A 21,502-nucleotide genomic window follows, 5' to 3' on the forward strand; every position below is an offset into this window, starting at 1 on the left:
TGCCGGCCGCCGTCTGCGTCAGGCGTGGGCCGCGAGGATCACTGGCCCAGGTCGTTGGTGCTGAAGGTGTCGCAGGCGCTGGGGCTGCCGGTGCTGAAGCCCTTGGCCGCCCAGTACTGGCGCATCTTGGCGGAGCCGTGGGTCCAGCTCTCGGGCTGCACGCGGCCGCTGGAGGCCTCCTGGATCCGGTCGTCACCCACCGCGGCGGCGGCGTCGATCACGCGGTTCAGGTCGTCCTGGGTGACCTTGCCGATGATGCCGGACTGGTCCTGGGTGGCGTTCTTGAACCAGGCACCGGCATAGCAGTCGGCCTGCAGCTCCAGGCGCACCTGGGGCGAGGTGGGGCCGGTCTGGTTGCCGGCGGACTGGGCCTTGGCCATCTGGCCGGTCAGGTCCTGGATGTGGTGGCCGTACTCGTGGGCCAGGATGTAGGCCTCGGCGGCGTCGCCGCCCTGGGCACCGAGCTGCTGCAGCAGCTGGTCGGTGAAGGCGGTGTCGATGTAGACCGTCTTGTCGCCGGGGCAGTAGAAGGGGCCGACCTCGGAGGTGGCGGTGCCGCAGGCGGTGGAGACCTGGCCGGTGAAGGTCTTGGTCACCGCGCCCTGGTACTGGCCCTGCTGGAACTGGGTGGCCCAGTAGGACTGGATCGAGTTCACGTAGGCGGTCCAGCGGCACTCGCGGTTGCTGTTGATCTGCGAGGTGTTGGTGCAGTCGTTCGCCTCCACCTGGCTGCTGGAGCTGGTGCCCGAGGTGCCGGCGCCCAGGATCTGCGAGGGATTGAAGCCGAAGAGCAGGCCCAGGATCATGATGATGATGCCGAGTCCGCCACCGATGGCCATGCCACCGCCGCGTCCTCCGCCGCCGCCCACGTTCTGGACCTGCGAGGGGTCCAGCTGCACGTTGTCGTTGAAGTCCATGGTGCCCTTCCTGGCTCTCCGCGGCCGACGCCGGTCCGCGACGATGCCACAGTACCGAATCGGGCGCCAGGACAGGCGCACCGGTGTGACGCTCACGGCGAACCGGGCCACCGCTGCGCCGGGGTGGCAGGTCCTGGGCCCGCGCCGGGGATGCCATGATGAACGAATGCGCATCATCGGAGTCGGTTCGCCCGGAACCGGGGAACAGGTGCGCCTGCACGTCGACCACGGCCAGCACCCGCACCAGCAGCTGTGGCGTCGCGGGCTGGTGATGAGCGAGCTGCTCAGCGCCCGGCTGGAGGACGACGAGGTGGTGCTGACCGCCCGAGTCCACCCCCGCACCCCCGGCTCCCGTCCGCCGCGGATCAAGCGTCGCGGCCTGGACCCCGAACTGGTGATCGGACCCGACGAGACACCGGTGCGCAACCAGCGGATCGCCGCCTACGCGGTGGTGCGCTCCTCGCGCGGCGTGCTGGGCACCGAGTGCTCGGACAAGACGGCCGTGCCCGGGCTGTGGCAGCTCCCCGGCGGCGGCCTGGACGCCGGCGAGTCCCCCTCGGAGGCGCTGATCCGCGAGGTGGCGGAGGAGACCGGCCAGGAGGTGCGGATCAACCGGCTGATCGACCTGCAGAGCGACCACTGGGTGGGGCGCGCCCCCAACGGCGTGCTGGAGGACTTCCACGCGCTGCGCATCATCTACACCGCCACCTGCCTGCAGCCGACCACCCCGAACGTGATCGACATCGACGGCACCACCGCCCAGGCCGCCTGGGTGCCGCTGCGCTCCTGGCGCTCCCTGCCGTGGACCTCCGGCGCGCGCTCCCTGTTGGACAAGCACCTGGACAGCGTCCCCACCTGGTGAACCCCCGGAAACGACGAACGGCCCCGTCCTGGTGGACGGGGCCGTTCTGCGAGGTGGATCAGTTCTGCCGGAAGTAGCTCAGCAGGCGCAGGATCTCGGTGTAGAGCCAGACCATGGTGACGGTCAGGCCGAAGGCCGCACGCCAGGACTCGCTGGCCGGGGCCCCCATGGCGATGCCACGCTCGATGTCGTCGAAGTCGACGATCAGGTTGCTGATCGCCAGGCCGATGCCCAGCAGGGCGGCCACCAGGCCGATGGTGCCGAAGCGCAGGCCCAGGTTCACGCCCGCCAGAGCCAGCAGGAAGTTCACCAGCATGACGCCCGCGAAGGCGGCGGTGCCGATGAAGATCATCCGACGGAACTTGGGGGTGACACGGATGTTGAAGAACTTGTAGGCGGCCAGCGTGCAGCCGGCGGCGACGAAGGTGGCCAGCACGGCCTGCGGGACGATGCCTTGGTAGATTCCCGCGAACATCTTGGAGAAGGCGCCGATGAAGATGCCCTCGATGGCGGCGTAGACCAGCACCAGACCAGGGTTGATCTTCTTGCGGGTCGCCACCAGCATGACGGTCACGAAACCGACCAGGCCGCTGACGATCAGGCTCATGCCGATCAGGCCAGACGGCATCGCCACGAAGGTGGCGGCGGCCACGGCCATCAGGGCCAGCAGGGTGATGCCGGTCTTGGCGATCACGTCGTCCAGCGTCATGGTGGGCTCGGCGGTGTACTGGGGCGCCTGCTGCGGCACGCCGTAGCCCTGCTGGGGCATGCCGTAGCCGGCCTGCGGGGCGCCGTAGCCCTGCTGGTAGCCGTACCCGGGCTGAGGAGCGTAACCCTGCGGGGCGCGCTGCGAGAACGCGTCGGGGCGGGAAAGAATGGGATTGGCCATGGTGGCTGTGGTTCCTCCGTCTAGGGGGGTTCGTTGCTTCAGTCTATTCAACGCCGCCAATCCGGCCCCTGTTCCGCCCTCGACCCTGACTCGACCCTGAGCAGTACCGGCGCCGTGCTGCGGGCACGGGGCAACCCCGGCGCCAACGGACGATCAGCACCCCCGATGGGATTCGAACCCACACTTGGGCGGGTTTAAGCCGCCTGCCTCTGCCGGTTGGGCTACGGGGGCCCAGGCCGCGAGCCTAGCCCTGCTGCAGCAGCTCCAGCGCCAGGGCATCCAGGATGTCGGACTCGCTGACCACCATGGGCACACTCACCCGTCGGGCGATGGCGGCATTGATCAGCGCACCGGCGCAGATCACCTCGGCGCGCTTGCGGGGAAGGCAGGTGGTGGCCTCGATCTGCACCACCGGGGTGGCCAGCAGCTCGGCGGAGAGTTCCAGCAGGCGTTCGGTGGTCAGGTGGGAGCGATGCACCTTCTCGCGCTGGTAGGTCGCCAGCCCCTGGCTGATCGCCGACAGGCTGGTGGCCGTCCCGGCCACGCCGATGAAGCCGCGCACCGCGGTGAAGTCGATGCCGGAGCCGTCCAGCAGGCCGTCGACGAAGGCCCGCGCCTGCGCCACCTCGTCGATGGTGGGGACGTCGTGGTGCAGGTAGCGCTCGCGCAGCCGCACCGAGCCCATGTCCAGGCTGACCGCGTGCCGGATGCTGCCGTCCGCGCCGCCCAGCACCAGCTCGGTGGAACCGCCGCCGATGTCCACCACCAGCACCGGCTCGGCCGCCTCCGGAACACCGGTCAGGGCGCCGGTGAAGGAGAGCCGGGCCTCCTCGGTGCCGGGGATGATGTCCACCTCGACGCCGAGCCGCTCGCGGACGCCGCCGAAGAAGGCCTCCCGGTTGCGGGCATCGCGCGCCGCGGAGGTGGCCACGAAGCGGACCCGCTCGGCGCCCAGCCCGCAGATCACCTCGGCATAGGCGTCCACCGCCTGCCAGGTGCGCGCCAGCGCCTCGGGGTGCAGCTCGCCGGTGGCGTCGACCCCCTGGCCCAGCCGGTTGATCTCCAGGCGGCGGTCCAGCTCGCGCAGGCCGCCCTCGGGGCCGGCGGTGGCCACCAGCAGGCGGATCGAATTGGTGCCGCAGTCGATCGCGGCGACGACCGGCGCCATCAGGCCTGCTCGTCGACGGTCTGGCCGGAGCGCGCGGCATGGCGCTCGAAGAAGCCCTGCAGCTTCTCGACGGCCTCGTCGCCCAGCGGGTTCACGCCCGGCCCGGCGGCCAGCGAGTGGCCCACCAGCACGTGCAGGCACTTCACACGGGTGGGCATGCCACCGGCGCTGATCCCCTCGATCTCGGGCACCTGGCCCAGCAGGGCGCGGTCGGCCAGGTAGGCCTCGTGGGCGGCGCGGTAGGCGGCGGCCAGCTCGGCGTCGGTGGTGAGCCGTTCGCTCATCTCCGCCATCAGTCCGCTGGCCTCCAGCGTGGAGACCGCCGAGGTCACCCGCGGGCAGGTGAGGTAGTAGGTGGTGGGGAAGGGGGTGCCGTCGGGCAGCCGCGGCTCGGTGGCCACGACGCCGGGCTCGCCGCAGACGCAGCGCCAGGCGATGCCCACCACGCCACGCGGCATGCGGCCCAGCTGGTTGGTGATCGCCTGCTCGTCGGCGGGGGTCATCGGGGTGAGGTGTGCCATGGGGTGCCTATCGCTTCGGGGTGGCCTTCGGCGTGGCCGAGGGGGTCTCGTCGGGGTCGGCCGGGGCGGTCAGCACGGGCTCGTCCTGCTCCGCGACCAGCGGCTCGTCGGCGGTGGCGATCGAGCCGCCCAGCCGGTCCCACCAGGCGGTGGCGTGCTCGCCCTCGGGGACGGTGCTGGTGGAGGTGATGGTCACTCCCCCGCCCATCGGCTTGCCGTCCGGGCCGACGACGCGGTAGCCGGTCTCGCCGGGCATCACCCAGCCCAGCCGTTCGCGGGCCTGGGTCCGCACGAAGTCGGCATCCTTCCAGCGCTCGATCTCGCGCTGCAGTTCCTCATTGGCGCGGGTGCGCTCCACGATCTGCTGCTGCGCCGTGGCCATGTCCTGCTCCTGGCGCAGGTAGACCCGCAGGCTGCTGGCATAGCTGAGCACCAGGATGGCCACCACCACGAGGAAGGCGATGGCACGACGGGTGAGGCCCACCCCACGCATCAGCCGGGGCGGGGCGCTCAGCGCGGTGGCCACCGGGGCCAGTGCCTGCTGGCTACGGATCCCGCGCCGCTCGCCGTCGCCGGCCTTGCTGCTGCGGCTGGCGTTCGGGCGGGGACGCGAAACGGTCCGGGAGCGCGGGTTCCCGCGTCCCGGACCGTTGTGCGACGGTTTCGTGGCCATCTATCCAGTGTTACAGGTCCCGGGCAGTGCTCAGGCCTTGAAACGCGGGAAGGCGTCGGCGCCGGCGTAGGTCGCGGCGTCGTCCAGGTCCTCCTCGATGCGCAGCAGCTGGTTGTACTTGGCCACGCGCTCGGAGCGGGCGGGCGCACCGGACTTGATCTGGCCACAGCCCAGGGCGACGGCCAGGTCGGCGATGGTGACGTCCTCGGTCTCACCGGAGCGGTGCGACATCATGGAGCGGAAGCCGGCACGGTGGGCCATGGTCACGGCGTCGATGGTCTCGGTCAGCGAACCGATCTGGTTCACCTTGACCAGCAGCGCGTTGGCGGCGCCCTCGTCGATGCCGCGCTTCAGGCGGGTGACATTGGTGACGAACAGGTCGTCGCCGACCAGCTGCACCTTGTCGCCCATCTGCTCGGTCATCTTCTTCCAGCCGTCCCAGTCCTCCTCGTTCAGCGGGTCCTCGATGGAGACCAGCGGGAAGTCCTCGACCAGCTGCGCGTAGTAGGCGATCATCTCGTCGGAGCTCTTGGAGCCACCCTCGAAGGCGTAGCTGCCGTCCTCGTTGTAGAACTCGCTGGCGGCCACGTCGAGGGCCAGGGCGATGTCCTTGCCGGGCTCGAAGCCGGCGGCCTTGATGGCCTCGACGATCAGCTCCAGGGCGGCGCGGTTGCTCTCCAGGTTGGGGGCGAAGCCGCCCTCGTCGCCCAGACCGGTGGCCAGACCCTTGTCGTGCAGCACCTTCTTGAGCTGGTGGTAGACCTGCGCACCGAACTGCAGCGCCTCCTTGAAGGAGCTGGCGCCGATCGGGGCGATCATGAACTCCTGGATGTCGACATTGCTGTCGGCGTGGGAGCCACCGTTGAGGATGTTCATCATCGGCACCGGCAGCAGGTTGGCGGTGGGGCCACCCAGGTAGCGGTACAGCGGCAGGCCGGCGGACTCCGCGGCGGCGTGCGCCACGGCCAGGGAGACGCCCAGGATCGCGTTGGCGCCCAGCTTGCCCTTGTTGTCGGTGCCATCCAGCTCGAGCATGGCGTCGTCGAGCAGGCGCTGCTCGCTGGCCTCGAAGCCGAGGACCTCCTCGCCGATGGTCTCGACGACGTTCTCGACGGCCTTCAGCACGCCCTTGCCGCCGTAGCGGTTCTTGTCACCGTCACGCAGCTCGACGGCCTCGAAGGCGCCGGTGGAGGCGCCGGAGGGGACTGCCGCGCGACCCTCGGCACCGTCGTCCAGGATGACCTGGACCTCGACGGTCGGGTTGCCACGGGAGTCAAGGATCTCGCGAGCATCGATGAATTCGATGGTTGCCATCTGATCTGCCTTTCAAAGACGTTGGTGTCTGGTCCCAGCCTAGCCACCCCCGCGGCGCCGTGCGCCGTCGCCCCGGTGAATGGCCGCCGCCGTTCAACCGGCGGCCACCGGGTGGTCACCCGGCTCGCTCACCCGGCGCCGGAGGCCTGCTCCGCCGCCCGCACCTGCGCCTCGAAGCCGCGCAGCGCCTCGCGGGTGGCCTGGTCGGCGTCGATGCCGCTGGCCTGGGCCCGCTGCACCAGCTCCAGCACCCGGGCGCCCACCTCGTCGGCCGTGATCGGGTCCGCGGCCATCTCGACGGCGACGCCGTGGTTGCGCACCCGCGAGGTGACCTTGGCGGCGCGCGCCAGGGCGGAGAGGTGGTCCGCGATGCCCTGCAGCGAGGAGCTGCGCCCCTTCTCCGCGCGCTTGCGCGCCTCCCAGGAGCCCATCAGGTCCTCGGGGACCTCGCCGGCGCCGTAGACATAGGGGTGGCGGCGGACCAGCTTGTCGGCGATGTCGCCGGCCACGTCGTCCAGGTCGAAGCGCTGCTCGCGCGCGGCGATCTCGCAGTGGAAGACCACCTGGAGCAGCAGGTCGCCCAGCTCCTCACGCAGGTCGGTGTCGTCCCCGGACTCGATGGCGTCGAGCACCTCACCGGTCTCCTCCACCAGGTAGGTGGCCAGGCTGCGGTGGGTCTGCTCGGCATCCCAGGGGCACTCGCTGCGCAGGGTGGTCATCACCCCGGCCAGCCGCCGGACCTGCTCGCAACCGGGTTGACCGGCCACCAGCTCACTGCCCTGCTGCTCGCCCCGGGCGGGCATCAGTTGCCGAAGACCTTGCCCTGGCCCAGGTCCTGCATGGACAGCGAGCCGGTCTGGCCGGTGAAGGTTCCCGCCGAGGGGTTCCAGTTGCCGTAGCGCGGGTTGACCTGCACGTCGAGGGCCTTCACCTGGTTGCGGCTCTTCGCCTCGCCCAGCGTGTCGTTGATCGCGGCGTAGCGGGCCAGCGACTCCACGGCCACCTTGCAGTCGGGATCGGTCATCAGCTGCTCGCCGCGCAAGGCCTTGACGGGCTTCGCGATCATCTGGTTGGTGATCGGCACGCCGGCGCGCTCGCTGATCGCATCGGCCATCGAGCCGGAGAGCAGCATCTGGGCCACCTGCGTGTGGATCTGCTCCGCGGGGGTCTGGGTCAGCCGCGCGCACCCCTCGGCTGCGGTGTCCACCTGCTCCACCGAGGTGCGGGTGCCGTCGACGTCGAACGCCGTGCCGCCCGAGGGGGTGGCGCATCCGGCCATGAGCAGCAGGGCTGCGACGGGAGCTGCGATGCGGGCGATCTTCATCGATGTTCCTTCCAGGGCCCGAGGGGCCTGAGGTGGAGGTGCGGTTCGTGGCCGATTCTAGCCACAGCCCCGCCCGGCGGCGGGCAGGCCTCAGGCCATGAAGATGTCCTTGACCACCTGCGCCGCCCAGTCCAGCAGGTCCTGGCCGATCACCGGCCGGCCGGTCACCGGGGCCGTGGTGGGCCGCGGCACCAGCAGCAGGCCCGCCTGGTGCTTGATCACGCTGCCCGGGTAGAGCCGCCCCAGCCGCATCTGCTTGCTCTCCGGCAGGTCGGCCGGGCTGAAGCGGATGTTGTTGCCCTGGCCCACCACCTCGGTGATGCCGGCCTCGCGGCAGAGCAGCCGGAAACGGGCCACGCCCAGCAGCACCTCGGTGGGTGCGGGCAGCTCGCCGTAGCGGTCCACCAGCTCGGCGCGCACCTCGGCGATGTCGGTCTCGCTGCGCACCTCGGCCAGCCGCTTGTACATCTCCAGGCGCAGCCGCTCGGACTCGACGTAGTCATTGGGCAGGTTGGCGTCCACCGGCAGCTCGATGCGCATCTCCGGCTCGGGCTCGGAGTCCTCGCCGCGGAAGTCCGCGACGGCCTCGCCCACCAGGCGGATGTAGAGGTCGAAACCGACGTCGGCGATGTGTCCCGACTGCTCGTCGCCCAGCAGGTTGCCGGCACCTCGGATCTCCAGGTCGCGCATGGCGATCTGCATGCCGGCGCCCAGATCGGTGTGGGCCGCCATGGTGGCCAGCCGGTCGTGCGCGGTCTCGGTGAGCGGCTTCTCCGGCGGGTAGAGCAGGTAGGCGTAGCCACGCTCCCGGCCACGGCCCACCCGGCCACGCAGCTGGTGCAGCTGGGACAGGCCCATCAGGTCGGCCCGCTCGATGATCAGCGTGTTCGCCGTCGAGATGTCCAGGCCCGCCTCGACGATGGTGGTGGCCACCAGCACGTCGGCGCGACGCTCCCAGAAGTCCTGCATCACCTGTTCCAGCTGGTGCTCGTTCATCTGGCCATGACCGGTGGCGATGCGCGCCTCCGGCACCAGCTCGCGCAGCCGGGCGGCGGTCTTCTCGATCGACTGCACCCGGTTGTGGACGTAGAAGACCTGCCCCTCGCGGGCCAGCTCGCGGCGGATCGCCGCCACCACCTGGGCCTCGTCGTAGGGGCCGGCGAAGGTGAGCACCGGGTGGCGCTCCTCCGGCGGGGTGGCGATCACGCTCATCTCGCGGATGCCGGTCACCGCCATCTCCAGGGTGCGCGGGATCGGGGTGGCGGACATGGCCAGCACGTCGACGTTGAGGCGCAGCTTCTTGAGCTGCTCCTTGTGCTCCACGCCGAAACGCTGCTCCTCGTCGATGATGACCAGGCCCAGGTCCTTGAACTGCACCTCGCCACCGAACAGCCGGTGGGTGCCCACCACCACGTCGACCTTGCCGGAGGCGATCCCCTCGATCACCTGCTTGGACTCCGCCGCGCTCTGGAAACGGGAGAGCTGCGCCACGTGCACCGGGAAGCCGGCATAGCGCTCGCTGAAGGTGTTGTGGTGCTGGGTGACCAGCAGCGTGGTGGGCACCAGCACGGCCACCTGCTTGCCGTCCTGCACCGCCTTGAAGGCGGCCCGCACGGCGATCTCGGTCTTGCCGTAGCCCACGTCGCCGCAGATCAGCCGGTCCATCGGGACCACCTGCTCCATGTCGGCCTTGACCTCCTGGATGCAGGAGAGCTGGTCGGGGGTCTCGACGTAGTTGAAGGCATCCTCCAGCTCGCGCTGCCAGGCGGTGTCGGGCGCGAAGGCGTGGCCCCGGGTGGCCTGGCGCGCGGCGTAGAGCTTGATCAGCTCGGCGGCGATCTGCTTGACCGCCTTGCGCGCGCGACTCTTGCGCTTGTTCCAGTCGGCGCCGCCCATCTTGTCCAGGGTGGGTGCCTCACCGCCCACATAGCGTGTGACCAGGTCCAGCTGGTCCATCGGGACGAAGAGCCGGTCGGCGGGCTGGCCCTTCTTGCTGGCGGCGTACTCGATCACCAGGTACTCCCGGGTGGAGCCGGCCACGGTGCGCTGCACCATCTCCACGTAGCGGCCCACGCCGTGCTGCTCGTGCACCACGGGGTCGCCGGCCTTCAGCTCCAGCGGGCTGATCTGGTTCTTGCGCCGGCTCGGCATCTTGCGATCGGCCTTGTCGGCGGGCTTGTTGCCGGCCAGGTCACCGGTGGTGAAGACGCTCAGCCCCGCCAGCCGGAAGCCGTGGCGCTGGCTGGAGGGGACGATGGTGACGGTGCCCTTCTCGGGGGCCTCGACCAGGGCATCGGCCACGTGGGAGCCGATCTCGTGGTCGGTCAGCACCTCGGCCATGCGGGCGGCCAGGCCCTTGCCCTCGACGCTGAGCACGACGGCATCGCCCTCACGCACCGCCTGGCCGATCTCGGCCACCGCGCCCTCGGTGTCACCCTTCCAGCTTTCCGCGGCCTTCCAGTCCAGGGCGCGGGTCTGAACGCTCAGGGTGCGCAGGTGGGAGACGTCCACCAGCTCGCCGTCGTCGGCATAGGTGGGGCCCTCGTCCACCGGGGCGGCGGAGAAGGAGGACAGGCTCCACCAGGACTGGCCGCGCTCGAGCGCATGGAAGCGCACCTCGGCCAGCTCCCAGTAGGCCGACGATCCCAGGTCGATCGGCGCCTTGCCGCCGGCGGCCGCGGCGGCCCAGGAGGCGTGCAGGAATTCTTGCGAGGTCTTGACCAGGTCGTGGGCGCGGCTGCGCACCAGCTCGGGGTCGCTGAGCAGCACCAGGGTCTCGGCGGGCATCACGTCCACCAGCAGCTCCAGGCCGTCCACCAGGGCCGGCGTCAGCGCCTCCATGCCCTCCACGGCATGGCCGTCGGCGATCTTGTCCAGCATCTCGGACAGCTCCGGGTGCTCGGGCAGCAGGGCCCGCGCCCGGGAGCGCACCCGCTCGTCGAGCAGCAGCTCGCGGCAGGGCGAGGCGACGACCTCGTCCAGGGTGGTGTGCTTGGAGCGCTGGTCGGCGACGGTGAAGTGGCGGATCTCCTCGACGGTGTCACCGAAGAAGTCCACCCGCACCGGGTGTTCCTCGGTGGGCGGGAAGATGTCGACGATGCCACCGCGCACGGCGAACTCGCCGCGTCGCTCCACCAGGTCCACCCGGGAGTAGGCGGCGCCCACCAGGGCGGTGGAGAGTTCCGAGATGTCCAGCTCCTCCCCCACCGCGATCCGCACCGGGGTGAGCTCGGCCAGCCCCTTGACCTGCGGCTGCAGCACCGAACGGACCGGGGCCACGACGATCCGCGGCACGCCCAGCGGGTCGTTGCCGGCCAGTCGGCGCAGCACCGCCAGGCGGCGGCCGACGGTGTCCGAGCGGGGGCTCAGCCGCTCGTGGGGCAGGGTCTCCCAGGCCGGGTAGTAGGCCACCTGGTCGGTGCCCACCCAGCTCTCCAGCTCGGCCACCAGCATCTCGGCCTCGCGGTAGGTGGAGGTGACCAGCAGCACCGGACGCCCGGTCCGGCCGGCCAGGGTGGCGGTCAGCGCCGCCCGGGCCGCGGCGGGGGCGGTGAGGTCGAGGGTGGGGGTGGCCGAGGCCTGGGCGATGGCCTTGGCCACCACGGGGTCGGCTGCGAGGACGTCGATCAGGCCGTTCAGGGTCACCCGACAAATCTACCCACGGCACCAACGGCCACCGACCACACCTGCCCCGACCACCACTCGGGCGAGGCATCCACCAGCCGGACAGCACTTGGCGAAATAGGTAAGGCGTGCCTAACCTAAAGCTGTCCAAGGAGGTCCGGATGGGCGTCGCCTACCGCATGTTCCACACCCGCCTGGTGCGCCGCGAGCGCCTGAGCGCCAGTTTCGTGCGCCTCACACTGGCCGGCCCCGACCTGGCCGACTGCTCGCCCACCCTGCTGGACCAGCGCGTGAAACTGGTCTTCGGCGCCGCCGAACAGCTGGGCGCGCTGGCCGCCGCCGAGGACTGGTACGTCGACTGGCAGAAGCTCGGCACCGACGCCCCCGCGCTGCGCACCTACACGCTGAGCGCCGTGCGCCCCGCCGAGGACGGCTCCGGCGAGGTGGACCTGGACGTGGTGGTCCACGAGACCGACGGCAGCCCCGCACCAGGCACCCAGTTCGCGCGCGACGCCGCGCTGGGCACCGTCGTGGGCCTGGTGGCCGGGGACCGCACCCAGGAGGGACACGACAGCATCGGCGTGGCCTGGAAGGGACACACCGCCCGCGAGGTGCTGCTGATCGGCGACGAGACCGCGCTGCCGGCGGTGGCCAACATCGTGCGCACGCTGCCGGCCGGGTGCCGCGGCTGCGTCCTGCTGGAGGTGCCGCACGAGAGCGACATCCGCCTGCTCGAGGCACCCAGCGGCGTGCGCACCGAGTGGTACGTGCGCTCCCGCGGTGAGCGGCTGGCCCGCGAGCAGGCCGCCGCGCACGCCTCGCGGCCCAGTGTCGCGCCCGACGAGCTGGTCTGGGAGGAGCCCGTCGAGGCCGATGCGGGCGAGCGCTTCGCCTGGGTGGCGGGCGAGGCCGGCTGGGTGAAGCAGCTGCGCCCCGTGGTGAGCGAGCTGGGATTTCGCCGTGAGCAGCAGAGCATCATGGGTTACTGGAAGCAGGCCACCGGCTGACCTAGAGTCACCTGCGTGAGCAATCCCGCATCCCTTGTCATCCTGGGCGCCTCCGGCGACCTGACCCACCGCCTCCTGCTGCCCGGTCTGGGCACGCTGCTGAAGCTCCACTCCCGCCCCGAGCTGACCCTGGTGGGCGCCGCCGTCGAGGAGATGGGCGACGAGCAGTGGAAGGAGATCGTCTCCAAGGCCCTGGCCGAGGGCGGCTGCCCGCAGGCCCGCATCGACCAGGTGCTGGCCACCACGCGCTACCAGAAGGTGGACGTCACCAATCCGCAGGAGCTGAAGGCGCTGCTGGACTCGCTGCCCAGCGATCCGGTGCTCTACTTCGCCCTCCCGCCGGCGGTCACCATCAAGGCCTGCCAGGCCCTGACCGAGATCGAGTCCCCCTCCACCCTGCGCCTGACGCTGGAGAAGCCCTTCGGCTCGGATGCCCAGACCGCGCACGACCTGAACGCCCTGCTGGGCCGCCTGGTGCCGGAACAGCAGATCTTCCGCGTGGACCACTTCCTGGGCAAGGCCACCGTGCTGAACCTGCTCGGCCTGCGCTTCGCCAACCGCCTCTTCGAGCCGGTCTGGGATGCCAACAACATCGAGCGCGTCGACATCATCACCGACGAGACCCTCGCCCTGGAGGGCCGGGCCGGCTACTACGACCACGCCGGCGCCATGAAGGACATGATCCAGAGCCACCTGCTGCTGGTGATGGCCATGTTCGCCATGGAGGAGCCGGCCCGGATCGACGAGCTGGAGCTGCGCGACCTGATGGCGCACGTGCTGCGCGCCACCGAGCTCTACACCGGAGACCCGGCCACCAGCTCGCGTCGCGCCCGCTACACCGCCGGCACGGTGGGCGACCGCGAGGTGCCCAACTACGTCGACGAAGAGGGCGTGGACCCGGCCAACGAGACCGAGACCCTGGTGGAGCTCACCGTGCGGATCAACACCTCGCGCTGGTGGGACGTGCCGATCCGGCTGCGCTCCGGCAAGGCGCTGGGCGACGGCCGCAACGGCATCACCGTGCTCTTCAAGCCGGTGGCGCACGTGCCCGAGGGCTTCGTGAACGTCCCCAGCCCGAACGTGATCAGCATCGGCATGAAGCCGGAGAACATCGCGGTGGGCATCACCACCAATGCCGAGGGCGACGCCCGCGACCTGGAGGACTCGGTGCTGTTCACCGAGCTGGGCAGCAGCGCGATCCGCCCCTACGGCGAAATCCTGCAGGGCATCCTCGACGGCGACCCGCTGCTCAGCGTGCGCGGCGACATCGCCGAGGAGTGCTGGCGCATCGTCGGGCCCGTGGTCCAGGCCTGGAAGGAGGGCGAGGTGCCGTTGGACGAGTATCGCGCCGGCTCCTCGGGCCCCAACAACTGGAAGTGATCGAGGCGCACCACGGCCGGCGGGCAGTCCTGCTCGCCGGCCTCGCCGTGCCGCTGGCCGCCTGCTCCTCCCGTCCGGCATCCCCCTCGACGCCGTCGGCCAGCCCGATCCCGCCGCGTCGGGTGGTGACGCTGGACGGTGCCCGCACCGAGGACGTGCTGGCGCTCGGCCTGCAACCGGTGGGCGTCGCCGGTGCCGCCGCCTACCGTCGCACCGTCACCCGTCCCGCGCTGGCCGCGAAGGCGGTGGAGCTCGGCGATCGCGCAGCCCTGGACCTGGAGGCGGTGCGTGCCTGCCGCCCCGACCTGGTGCTGGGCACCGACCTGGATCCCGGCCTGCTGGAGCGGCTGAGGGCCATTGCTCCCACCGAGTCCCTGGCCGGCCCCTTCCCCACCCGGGCGCTGGCGGTCCCCCGCGAGAACCTGCAGCGCACCGGCGCCCTACTGGGACGCGAGCAGCAGGCCGCTGACCTGCTGGTCAGCCTGGACGAGAAGATCGGCACCACCCGGCTGGCGCTGGCCGGCCGGCTGAACCCGCCCACGATCCTGCTGCAGATCGGCGCCGATGCCTCCGTGCACCTGCTGGGCCCCGGCTCGGCCGTGGGCCTGCTGGCGCAGCAGGTGGGCGTCGTGGACCCCGTGACCAACAACGGCGACGCGCGCGGCGCCGTGGCCACCACCTGGCAGGAGCTGCCGCGGGCCGAGCGGATCTGGTGGTGGGCCTCCCCCGAGGCGCGGCAGGCCATGAAGGGCCTCGCCACGGATCCTCGCTGGACCTCATTGCCCGCCGTGCGGGCGAAGGCAGCCCGTCCCGTGCTGCAGGGCCATGATCCCTTCGCCGGCGCGAGCAGCCTGCTGGCCCTGCTGGACGAGCTGGTGGCGCTCTACGGCGCCAAGAAGAAGTAGCCCTCGCCCGGCGCGCGTGGGGCGCGGCGCGGGCCTGGCAGGTCAGCTGTTGTAGCGGTTCTGGGCGGCTTCCAGGCCCTGGCCCAGCAGCAGCTCCACCGCGTCGGCGCAGCGTTGCACCTCGAGCTCCACGTCGGTACGCAGCGAGCTGGGGATGGGGGCCAGCACGTAGTCGGCCGGCTCCTGCCGGCCCGGCGGACGGCCGATGCCGAAGCGCAGGCGGAAGTAGTCACCGGTGGACAGGTGGCGGCGCAGCGACTTCAGGCCGTTGTGGCCGTTGTCACCGCCGCCGAGCTTGAGCCGCAGCTGGCCCAGGTCCAGGTCGAGTTCGTCGTGGACGGCTACCACGTGGGCCGGGTCCACCTTGTGGAAGGCGGCCAGCTTGGCGGCGGCCTGCCCCGATTCGTTCATGAAGGTGCGCGGCCGGGCCAGCACCACCTTCTGTGCCTCGGCCCCGGGCATCCCCAGGCCGGCGGCGGACAACCGGGTCTCGACCACGTCGGCCCGCATGCCCTTGGGGGCCGACCAGCTGGCCCGCGCGCGGCGGGCCAGCTCGTCGACGACCATGAACCCGACATTGTGCCGGGTGTTGGAGTAGGCCGGACCGGGATTGCCCAGTCCGACCACCAGCCACGTGGTCACGCGACAGTCTCCTCGTGCTCGGGTGCTACCGGGCTCACTCGCCCTCGGACTCGCCCTCGGCGTCCTCGGACTCGCCCTCGGCGGCCTCCTCGTCACCCTCGGCTCCCTCCTCGTCACCCTCGGCGTCGGACTCGACGTCCAGCTCGACGGCCTCGTTGATGCCGACGATCAGGGTCTCGGCGGCCTCACCGTTGAAGGTGGCGCCGGCGGGCAGCTCGATGTCGGCGACGGTGATCTGGGAACCGGCCTCCAGGCCCTCGATGGAGATCTCGAGGGACTCGGGGATGTTCAGGGCGTCGACCTCCAGGGCCAGCGCGTTGAGGTCCTGGTTGACCAGGGTCTCGGCGGCGGCCTCACCGGTCAGGATCACGGGCACCTCGACGGTGACCTTCTCGCCGCGCTTCACGATCAGCAGGTCGACGTGCTCGACGAAGCCCTTGATCGGGTCGCGCTGCACCTGCTTGGGCAGGGCCAGCAGCTCCTTCTCACCGGCGATCTGGATGTTCAGCAGGGCGTTGGCGGCGCGCAGCGCCAGCAGGGTGTCGTGGCCCGGCAGAGTCACGTGCTGCGGCTCGGTGCCGTGGCCGTAGACGACGGCGGGAACCTTGTCGGCGCGACGGATGCGGCGGGCAGCGCCCTTGCCGAACTCGGTGCGCTTCTCGGCGGCAAGCTCGATGATGTCAGCCATGTTCTTCTCCTCAACCTCAGGGACCGGCCCGGTTATCCGGGCCAGATGTTCTCGGCCCAGGAGGGAGGAATCGGGGCAGGGCCCCAACGCCACGTCGATCACGGACCAGGTGGTCCCTCGCCAGGCAACCCCGCAAGTCTAGGCCACGCCCGCCGTCGACGAGAAATCCCGACGCCGGGCCGTGCGCTGCGGCCCTCGTCGCGAGCCGTCCGGTTGGGGGCCGCGCGGCATACTGGCAGACGATGAGCACTCCCGGCCCCCTGATCGTCCAGTCCGACCGCACCCTCCTGCTGGAGGTGGACCACCCCGACGCCGATGCCTGCCGCATCGAGATCGCACCCTTCGCGGAGCTGGAGCGCGCCCCGGAGCACGTCCACACCTATCGGCTCACCCCGCTGGGGCTGTGGAATGCCCGCGCCGCCGGCCACGACGCCGAGCAGGTGGTGGACGTGCTGATGCGCCACTCCCGCTACCCGGTGGCCAGCTCGCTGCTGGTGGACGTCACCGAGACGATGGGCCGCTACGGCCGGCTGCGGATCGAGAAGCACCCCACCCACGGGCTGGTGCTGGTCTCCACCGACAAGGCGGTGCTCACCGAGGTGCTGCGCTCGGCCAAGGTGAAGGGCCTGGTGGGCAGCCGGATCGACGACGACACCGTGGTGGTGCACCCCAGCGAGCGGGGACAGCTGAAGCAGGTGCTGCTCAAGCTCGGCTGGCCCGCCGAGGACCTGGCCGGCTACGTGGACGGCGAGCACCACGAGATCGACCTGGTCACCGACGGCTGGGAGCTGCGGCCCTACCAGCACCAGGCGGCCGAGAGCTTCTGGCACGGCGGCTCCGGCGTGGTGGTGCTGCCCTGCGGCGCCGGCAAGACCATCGTCGGCGCCGACGCCATGAGCCTGGCCAAGGCCACCACGCTGATCCTGGTGACCAATACCGTCAGCGCCCGGCAGTGGCGCGACGAACTGCTGCGCCGCACCAGCCTGACGCCCGACGAGATCGGCGAGTACTCCGGCAGCCGCAAGGAGGTGCGCCCGGTCACCATCGCCACCTACCAGGTGATCACCTCCAAGCGCGGCGGCGTGCACCCGCACCTGGAACTCTTCGACGCCCGCGACTGGGGCCTGGTGATCTACGACGAGGTGCACCTGCTGCCGGCTCCGGTCTTCCGGATGACCGCGGACCTGCAGGCGCGACGCCGGCTGGGCCTGACCGCCACCCTGGTGCGCGAGGACGGCCGCGAGGGCGATGTCTTCAGCCTGATCGGGCCGAAGCGCTACGACGCCCCGTGGAAGGACATCGAGGCGCAGGGCTGGATCGCGCCGGCCGACTGCGTCGAGGTGCGCGTCACCCTCACCGACGCCGAGCGGATGGCCTGCGCCACCGCGGAGCCCGACGTGCGCTACCGGCTGGCGGCCACCGCCGAGAGCAAGACCGCCGTCGTGGAGGAGCTGGTGGAGCGCCACCGTGGGCAGCCCACGCTGGTGATCGGGCAGTACGTCGACCAGCTGGAGGAGCTGGCCGAGCGGCTGGGCGCCGAGCTGATCACCGGTGCCACCACCAACAAGCAGCGCGAGGACATCTACAACCGCTTCCGCAGCGGCGAGATCGACCTGATCGTGGTGAGCAAGGTGGCCAACTTCTCCATCGACCTGCCCACCGCCGAGGTGGCGATCCAGGTCTCCGGCGCCTTCGGCTCCCGGCAGGAGGAGGCCCAGCGGCTGGGCCGCTTGCTGCGTCCCAAGCAGGGCCGCACCGCCCGCTTCTACGCCGTGGTGAGCCGCGACACCCCCGATGCGGACTTCGCCCAGCACCGCCAGCGTTTCCTGGCCGAGCAGGGCTATGCCTACCGGATCGTCGACGCCGAGGAGCTGGACAGCCTGGACCCGCCGGCCGAGCAGGGCTGAGCCCTCCCCGGCCGGGGGCGTGGCTCAGGCCTGGGGCGCCTCGGGGATCGGGCGACCGAAGGACTCCATGGTGATCTCCTCCGGCTCGGGGCCACCTCGACGGCCGGTGTCCAGGCCGTCGATGGCCGCCAGTTCGTCGCTGCTCAGCTCGAAGTCGAAGACGTCGAGGTTCTGGGCGATCCGCTCCCGCTTGACCGACTTGGGGATCACCTGGCGGCCCTGCTGGAGGTGCCAGCGCAGCATCACCTGGGCGGTGGACTTCTGGTGCGCCTCGGCGATGCTCGTGATGACCGGGTCCTGCAGGGTGGAGGTGTGCTCGCCCTCGCGGTAGAAGGTGATGCCACCGATCGGCGACCAGCACTGGTTCAGGATGCCCAGCTCGGTGTCCTTGGCGAGCAGCTCGCTCTGGCGGAAGTAGGGGTGGCACTCGATCTGGTTCACCGCCGGCACCACCTCGGTGGCCTCCAGCAGCCGGTCCAGGTGCTCGGGCATGAAGTTGCTGACGCCGATGGCGCGCACCCTGCCCTCGGCCAGCAGCTGCTCCAGGGCCCGGTAGGCCTCGATGGTGCGCTCGAACTCGCTGGGCAGCGCCTGGTGCAGGATCAGCAGGTCGAGCTGCTCCAGCCCCAGCTTGGCGGCCGACTTCTCGAAGCCGTGCACGGTCTCCTGGCGGCCGTAGTCGCTGATCCAGATCTTGGTCTCGACGAAGACCTCGTCACGCGCCAGCCCGCTCTCGGCGATGGCGCGGCCCACCTCCACCTCGTTGCCGTAGGCGGCAGCGGTGTCGATGTGGCGGTAGCCCAGCTCCAGCGCGTCGGAGACGGCGGCGACGGTCTCCTCGGGCGCGGCCTGGTAGACCCCCAGGCCCAGGGCGGGGATCTCGACCCCGTTGTTCAGCGTGAAGTTCTCCATGCCCTCCACGTTAGGCGCCGGCCCCCGCCTCCGGGGAGGCCCTGCCAGCACCACCTCGGGCGTCCAGCTGTCGGACCGAGCCGCCACCCCATGGACTTCCATGTGGAACGGCTGAGAAATGCCGGAGACCCGGCGCGGCCCTGGCCGGTGCCGGTGGGTCAGGGCGTTAGGCTCGAAGCGCTCGATGCCTTGACCTCAAGGGATCAGGCGGGTCAACGGCGCTCCGCGGGCAGTACAAGCGGATCCCTCGGGATCCACGAGCAGGAGTAGTGCAATGAATGTTTCCATGAAGTCCCGCCTGGTCGCCGAATTCCTCGGCACCCTGTGGCTCGTCCTGGGTGGCTGCGGCTCCGCCGTGCTGGCCGCCAAGGTGCTGTCCACCGACCCCACCCCCGTCAACCTGGGCATCGGCTTCGTCGGCGTCGCGCTGGCCTTCGGCCTGACCGTGATGACCGCCGCCTACGCCTTCGGCCACCTGTCCGGCGGCCACTTCAACCCCGCCGTCACCCTGGGCCTGGCCGTCGCCAAGCGCGTCGAGTGGGCTGCGGTGCTGCCCTACATCATCGCCCAGGTCATCGGCGGCACCGTCGGTGCGGCCATCCTCTACGTGATCGCCGGCGGCAAGGCCGGCTTCAGCGCCACCGCCTCCGGCTTCGCCGCCAACGGCTACGGCGCCCACAGCCCGGCCGGCTACTCGATGCTGGCCGCCCTGGTCTGCGAGATCGTGCTGACCTGCATCTTCCTGTTCATCATCCTGGGCTCCACCGATGACCGCGCCCCGCAGGGCTTCGCCCCGATCGCCATCGGCCTGGGCCTGACCCTGATCCACCTGATCTCCATCCCCGTCACCAACACCTCGGTCAACCCGGCGCGCTCGCTGGCCGTGGCCTGGTTCGCCGGTGGCTGGGCGCTCAAGCAGGTCTGGCTCTTCTGGGTCGCCCCGATCATCGGCGCCGTCATCGCCGGCGCCCTGTACCGCAGCCTGACCGACGAGAAGGTCGACAGCCACGAGCTGTCCGAGGCCCGCGTCAACGAGGCCCGCGCCTGAGCCGCGGCACCCACGACGACGGCCCGTCTCCCTCATCGGAGACGGGCCGTCGCCATTTCCGGACCGGGCCGGACAGGCGGTCGAAAATGATATATGATTTTTGATAGCACTCGATCCCGGCAGCCCGGTGGCCACGGCAGTCCACCACGCGCCCTGTGAAGGAGAAGCATGCTGGACCAACAGACGCTCGACCGCATCGCGGCGGAACTGGAAGAGGCGGAACGCACCTGCGGAACCGTCGAGCACATCACCCGCGCCCACCCCGAGGCGACCGTCGAGGACTCCTACGCCATCCAGTCGATGTGGCGGGACAAGAATCTGACCCACGGCCGCCGCCTGGTGGGCCGCAAGATCGGGCTCACCTCCAAGGCGATGCAGGCAGCCACCGGCATCACCGAACCCGACTACGGCGTGATGTTCGCCGACACCGTCTGGGAGAACGGCTCGGTGATCCCCTTCGACCAGTACTCCAGCGTGCGGATCGAGGTGGAGCTGGCCTTCGTGCTCTCCCAGCCGCTGTCCGGCCCCAACTGCACCCTGTTCGACGTGCTGCGCGCCACCGAGTACGTCACCCCCGCGCTGGAGATCCTCAACGCCCACATGGCCCTGGAGGGCCGCACCATCGTCGACACCATCGCGGACAATGCGGCCTACGGTGGCATGGTGCTGGGCGGCAACCCGATGCGCCCCGACCAGGTGGACCTGCGCTGGGTCTCGGCCCTGCTCTACAAGAACGAGTCGATCGAGGAGACCGGCGTGGCCGCGGGCGTGCTGAACCACCCCGCCACCGGCGTCGCCTGGCTCGCCAACAAGCTGCACCAGCACGGCACCACCCTGGAGGCCGGCGAGATCATCCTGGCCGGCTCCTTCACCCGCCCGATGTGGGTGTCCAAGGGCGACTCCGTGCTGTGCGACTACGGACCGATGGGAACCATCTCATGCCGTTTCAACTGAGCCCCAGCTTCGCCCGTCGCCTGGAGGAGTCGCCGCGCGCCCTGATGGGCATGTGGCTGTGCTCCGGCAGCCCCGTGGTGGCCGAGATCTGCGCCGGTGCCGGCCTGGACTGGCTGATGCTGGACCTGGAGCACTCCCCCAACGACCTGCCCGCCGCACTGGCCCAGCTGCAGGCCACCGCCGCCTACCCGGTGACCACCGTGGTGCGGGTGCCCAGCAATGACACCGTCACCATCAAGCAGGTGCTGGACCTGGGCGCGCAGAACATCATCGTCCCGATGGTCGACGACGCGGAGCAGGCCCGCGCCGCGGCCGCTGCCATGTACTACCCGCCGCAGGGCGTGCGCGGGGTCGGCTCCGCACTGGCCCGTTCGGCCCGCTGGAACCGTGTCGAGGGCTACCTGACCGGGGCGGCCGAGCACGTCTCGCTCTTCGTCCAGGTGGAGTCCGCAGCCGCCGTCGCGAATGCCGCCGAGATCGCCGCCACCGAGGGCGTCCACGGCGTCTTCATCGGCCCCTCCGACCTGGCCGCCACCATGGGCCTGCTGGGCCAGCAGAACCATCCCGAGGTGAAGGCCGCCGTGCTGCGCACCATCGAGGCGGTGCGGGCCGAGGGCAAGCTGGTGGGTGTCAACGCCTTCGACCCCGCCGTCGCCGAGGAGTACCGCCTGGCCGGTGCCAGCTTCGTGCTGGTGGGCGCCGACGTCGTGCTGCTGGCCCGTGGCAGCGAGGACCTGGCGCAGCGCTTCGTCCAGCGCTGAGCGCCC

Annotated in this window: 20 protein-coding genes and 1 tRNA gene; 8 read left to right on the forward strand and 13 right to left on the reverse strand. The window is 70.8% G+C overall.

What is annotated here, in order from left to right; translation table 11 throughout:
• Nucleotides 1-38: 38 nt before the first annotated feature.
• Entirely contained in the window at nucleotides 39-917 is an 879-nt protein-coding gene (gene ypfJ / locus ABD073_RS00740) for a KPN_02809 family neutral zinc metallopeptidase (RefSeq protein ID WP_343871797.1), read from the reverse strand.
• A 166-nt stretch (nucleotides 918-1,083) separates the two neighbouring features.
• Between ypfJ and ABD073_RS00745 the strand changes: the two genes are divergently transcribed.
• Nucleotides 1,084-1,779 carry an NUDIX hydrolase gene (locus ABD073_RS00745; protein ID WP_343871798.1) on the forward strand — a complete coding sequence of 232 codons (696 nt, stop codon included), beginning with the start codon at nucleotides 1,084-1,086 and terminating at the stop codon, nucleotides 1,777-1,779.
• Between the two features lie 58 nt (nucleotides 1,780-1,837).
• Here the strand turns inward: ABD073_RS00745 and ABD073_RS00750 are convergent, their stop codons facing one another.
• From ABD073_RS00750 to mfd, 9 genes are all read right to left on the reverse strand, one after another.
• Nucleotides 1,838-2,668 carry a Bax inhibitor-1/YccA family protein gene (locus ABD073_RS00750; RefSeq protein WP_343871799.1) on the reverse strand — a complete coding sequence of 277 codons (831 nt, stop codon included), beginning with the start codon at nucleotides 2,666-2,668 and terminating at the stop codon, nucleotides 1,838-1,840.
• A gap of 157 nt (nucleotides 2,669-2,825) precedes the next feature.
• Nucleotides 2,826-2,899, reverse strand: a tRNA-Leu gene (locus tag ABD073_RS00755).
• A 13-nt stretch (nucleotides 2,900-2,912) separates the two neighbouring features.
• The gene (locus ABD073_RS00760) at nucleotides 2,913-3,836 is read right to left on the reverse strand and encodes a Ppx/GppA phosphatase family protein (RefSeq protein ID WP_343871800.1); all 924 of its coding nucleotides are present in this window, start codon (nucleotides 3,834-3,836) and stop codon (nucleotides 2,913-2,915) included.
• Entirely contained in the window at nucleotides 3,836-4,357 is a 522-nt protein-coding gene (locus tag ABD073_RS00765) for a DUF501 domain-containing protein (protein WP_343871801.1), read from the reverse strand. Before ABD073_RS00765 ends, ABD073_RS00760 begins: the two co-directional genes overlap by 1 nt.
• 7 nt (nucleotides 4,358-4,364) lie before the next feature.
• Complete coding sequence (locus tag ABD073_RS00770; protein WP_386751292.1) at nucleotides 4,365-5,030, reverse strand: FtsB family cell division protein; 666 nt, start codon at nucleotides 5,028-5,030, stop codon at nucleotides 4,365-4,367.
• A gap of 30 nt (nucleotides 5,031-5,060) precedes the next feature.
• On the reverse strand, nucleotides 5,061-6,344 hold the full coding sequence (gene eno, locus ABD073_RS00775; RefSeq protein ID WP_343871802.1) for a phosphopyruvate hydratase: 1,284 nt from the start codon (nucleotides 6,342-6,344) through the stop codon (nucleotides 5,061-5,063).
• Between the two features lie 128 nt (nucleotides 6,345-6,472).
• Nucleotides 6,473-7,063, reverse strand: a complete 591-nt coding sequence (locus ABD073_RS00780) for a nucleoside triphosphate pyrophosphohydrolase (RefSeq protein ID WP_343871843.1) — start codon at nucleotides 7,061-7,063, stop codon at nucleotides 6,473-6,475.
• An 83-nt stretch (nucleotides 7,064-7,146) separates the two neighbouring features.
• Complete coding sequence (locus tag ABD073_RS00785; RefSeq protein WP_343871803.1) at nucleotides 7,147-7,668, reverse strand: hypothetical protein; 522 nt, start codon at nucleotides 7,666-7,668, stop codon at nucleotides 7,147-7,149.
• Between the two features lie 90 nt (nucleotides 7,669-7,758).
• Nucleotides 7,759-11,313 carry a transcription-repair coupling factor gene (gene mfd, locus ABD073_RS00790; RefSeq protein WP_343871804.1) on the reverse strand — a complete coding sequence of 1,185 codons (3,555 nt, stop codon included), beginning with the start codon at nucleotides 11,311-11,313 and terminating at the stop codon, nucleotides 7,759-7,761.
• Between the two features lie 107 nt (nucleotides 11,314-11,420).
• On the opposite strand from mfd, the gene ABD073_RS00795 reads away from it, so the two are divergent.
• Genes ABD073_RS00795 through ABD073_RS00805 form a run of 3 tightly spaced genes read left to right on the forward strand, consistent with a single transcriptional unit; the run spans nucleotide 11,421 to nucleotide 14,584 of the window.
• Nucleotides 11,421-12,299, forward strand: coding sequence for a siderophore-interacting protein (locus ABD073_RS00795; RefSeq protein ID WP_343871805.1), 879 nt, complete (start codon nucleotides 11,421-11,423; stop codon nucleotides 12,297-12,299).
• A 15-nt stretch (nucleotides 12,300-12,314) separates the two neighbouring features.
• Nucleotides 12,315-13,679, forward strand: coding sequence for a glucose-6-phosphate dehydrogenase (locus ABD073_RS00800; RefSeq protein WP_343871806.1), 1,365 nt, complete (start codon nucleotides 12,315-12,317; stop codon nucleotides 13,677-13,679).
• Nucleotides 13,676-14,584 carry an ABC transporter substrate-binding protein gene (locus ABD073_RS00805; protein WP_343871807.1) on the forward strand — a complete coding sequence of 303 codons (909 nt, stop codon included), beginning with the start codon at nucleotides 13,676-13,678 and terminating at the stop codon, nucleotides 14,582-14,584. Before ABD073_RS00800 ends, ABD073_RS00805 begins: the two co-directional genes overlap by 4 nt.
• 42 nt (nucleotides 14,585-14,626) lie before the next feature.
• Here the strand turns inward: ABD073_RS00805 and pth are convergent, their stop codons facing one another.
• Both pth and ABD073_RS00815 read right to left on the reverse strand, forming a co-directional pair.
• Nucleotides 14,627-15,226 carry an aminoacyl-tRNA hydrolase gene (pth, locus tag ABD073_RS00810; RefSeq protein WP_343871808.1) on the reverse strand — a complete coding sequence of 200 codons (600 nt, stop codon included), beginning with the start codon at nucleotides 15,224-15,226 and terminating at the stop codon, nucleotides 14,627-14,629.
• A 34-nt stretch (nucleotides 15,227-15,260) separates the two neighbouring features.
• The gene (locus ABD073_RS00815; RefSeq protein WP_343871809.1) at nucleotides 15,261-15,914 is read right to left on the reverse strand and encodes a 50S ribosomal protein L25/general stress protein Ctc; all 654 of its coding nucleotides are present in this window, start codon (nucleotides 15,912-15,914) and stop codon (nucleotides 15,261-15,263) included.
• Nucleotides 15,915-16,156: 242 nt separating this feature from the next.
• On the opposite strand from ABD073_RS00815, the gene ABD073_RS00820 reads away from it, so the two are divergent.
• Nucleotides 16,157-17,821: a DNA repair helicase XPB gene (locus ABD073_RS00820; RefSeq protein WP_343871811.1), complete on the forward strand. Its 1,665-nt coding sequence runs from the start codon at nucleotides 16,157-16,159 to the stop codon at nucleotides 17,819-17,821.
• A gap of 24 nt (nucleotides 17,822-17,845) precedes the next feature.
• Here the strand turns inward: ABD073_RS00820 and ABD073_RS00825 are convergent, their stop codons facing one another.
• The gene (locus tag ABD073_RS00825; protein WP_343871812.1) at nucleotides 17,846-18,733 is read right to left on the reverse strand and encodes an aldo/keto reductase; all 888 of its coding nucleotides are present in this window, start codon (nucleotides 18,731-18,733) and stop codon (nucleotides 17,846-17,848) included.
• Nucleotides 18,734-19,019: 286 nt separating this feature from the next.
• On the opposite strand from ABD073_RS00825, the gene aqpZ reads away from it, so the two are divergent.
• From aqpZ to ABD073_RS00840, 3 genes are all read left to right on the forward strand, one after another.
• Complete coding sequence (gene aqpZ, locus ABD073_RS00830) at nucleotides 19,020-19,781, forward strand: aquaporin Z (RefSeq protein WP_343871813.1); 762 nt, start codon at nucleotides 19,020-19,022, stop codon at nucleotides 19,779-19,781.
• A gap of 168 nt (nucleotides 19,782-19,949) precedes the next feature.
• Nucleotides 19,950-20,735, forward strand: a complete 786-nt coding sequence (gene hpaH / locus ABD073_RS00835) for a 2-oxo-hept-4-ene-1,7-dioate hydratase (RefSeq protein ID WP_343871814.1) — start codon at nucleotides 19,950-19,952, stop codon at nucleotides 20,733-20,735.
• The gene (locus tag ABD073_RS00840; protein ID WP_343871816.1) at nucleotides 20,720-21,496 is read left to right on the forward strand and encodes an aldolase/citrate lyase family protein; all 777 of its coding nucleotides are present in this window, start codon (nucleotides 20,720-20,722) and stop codon (nucleotides 21,494-21,496) included. The genes hpaH and ABD073_RS00840 overlap by 16 nt, the downstream gene beginning before the upstream one ends.
• Nucleotides 21,497-21,502 lie beyond the last annotated feature (6 nt).

The organism is Luteococcus peritonei, from assembly GCF_039526385.1.
In the GTDB taxonomy this organism is placed as follows: Bacteria; Actinomycetota; Actinomycetes; order Propionibacteriales; family Propionibacteriaceae; genus Luteococcus; species Luteococcus peritonei.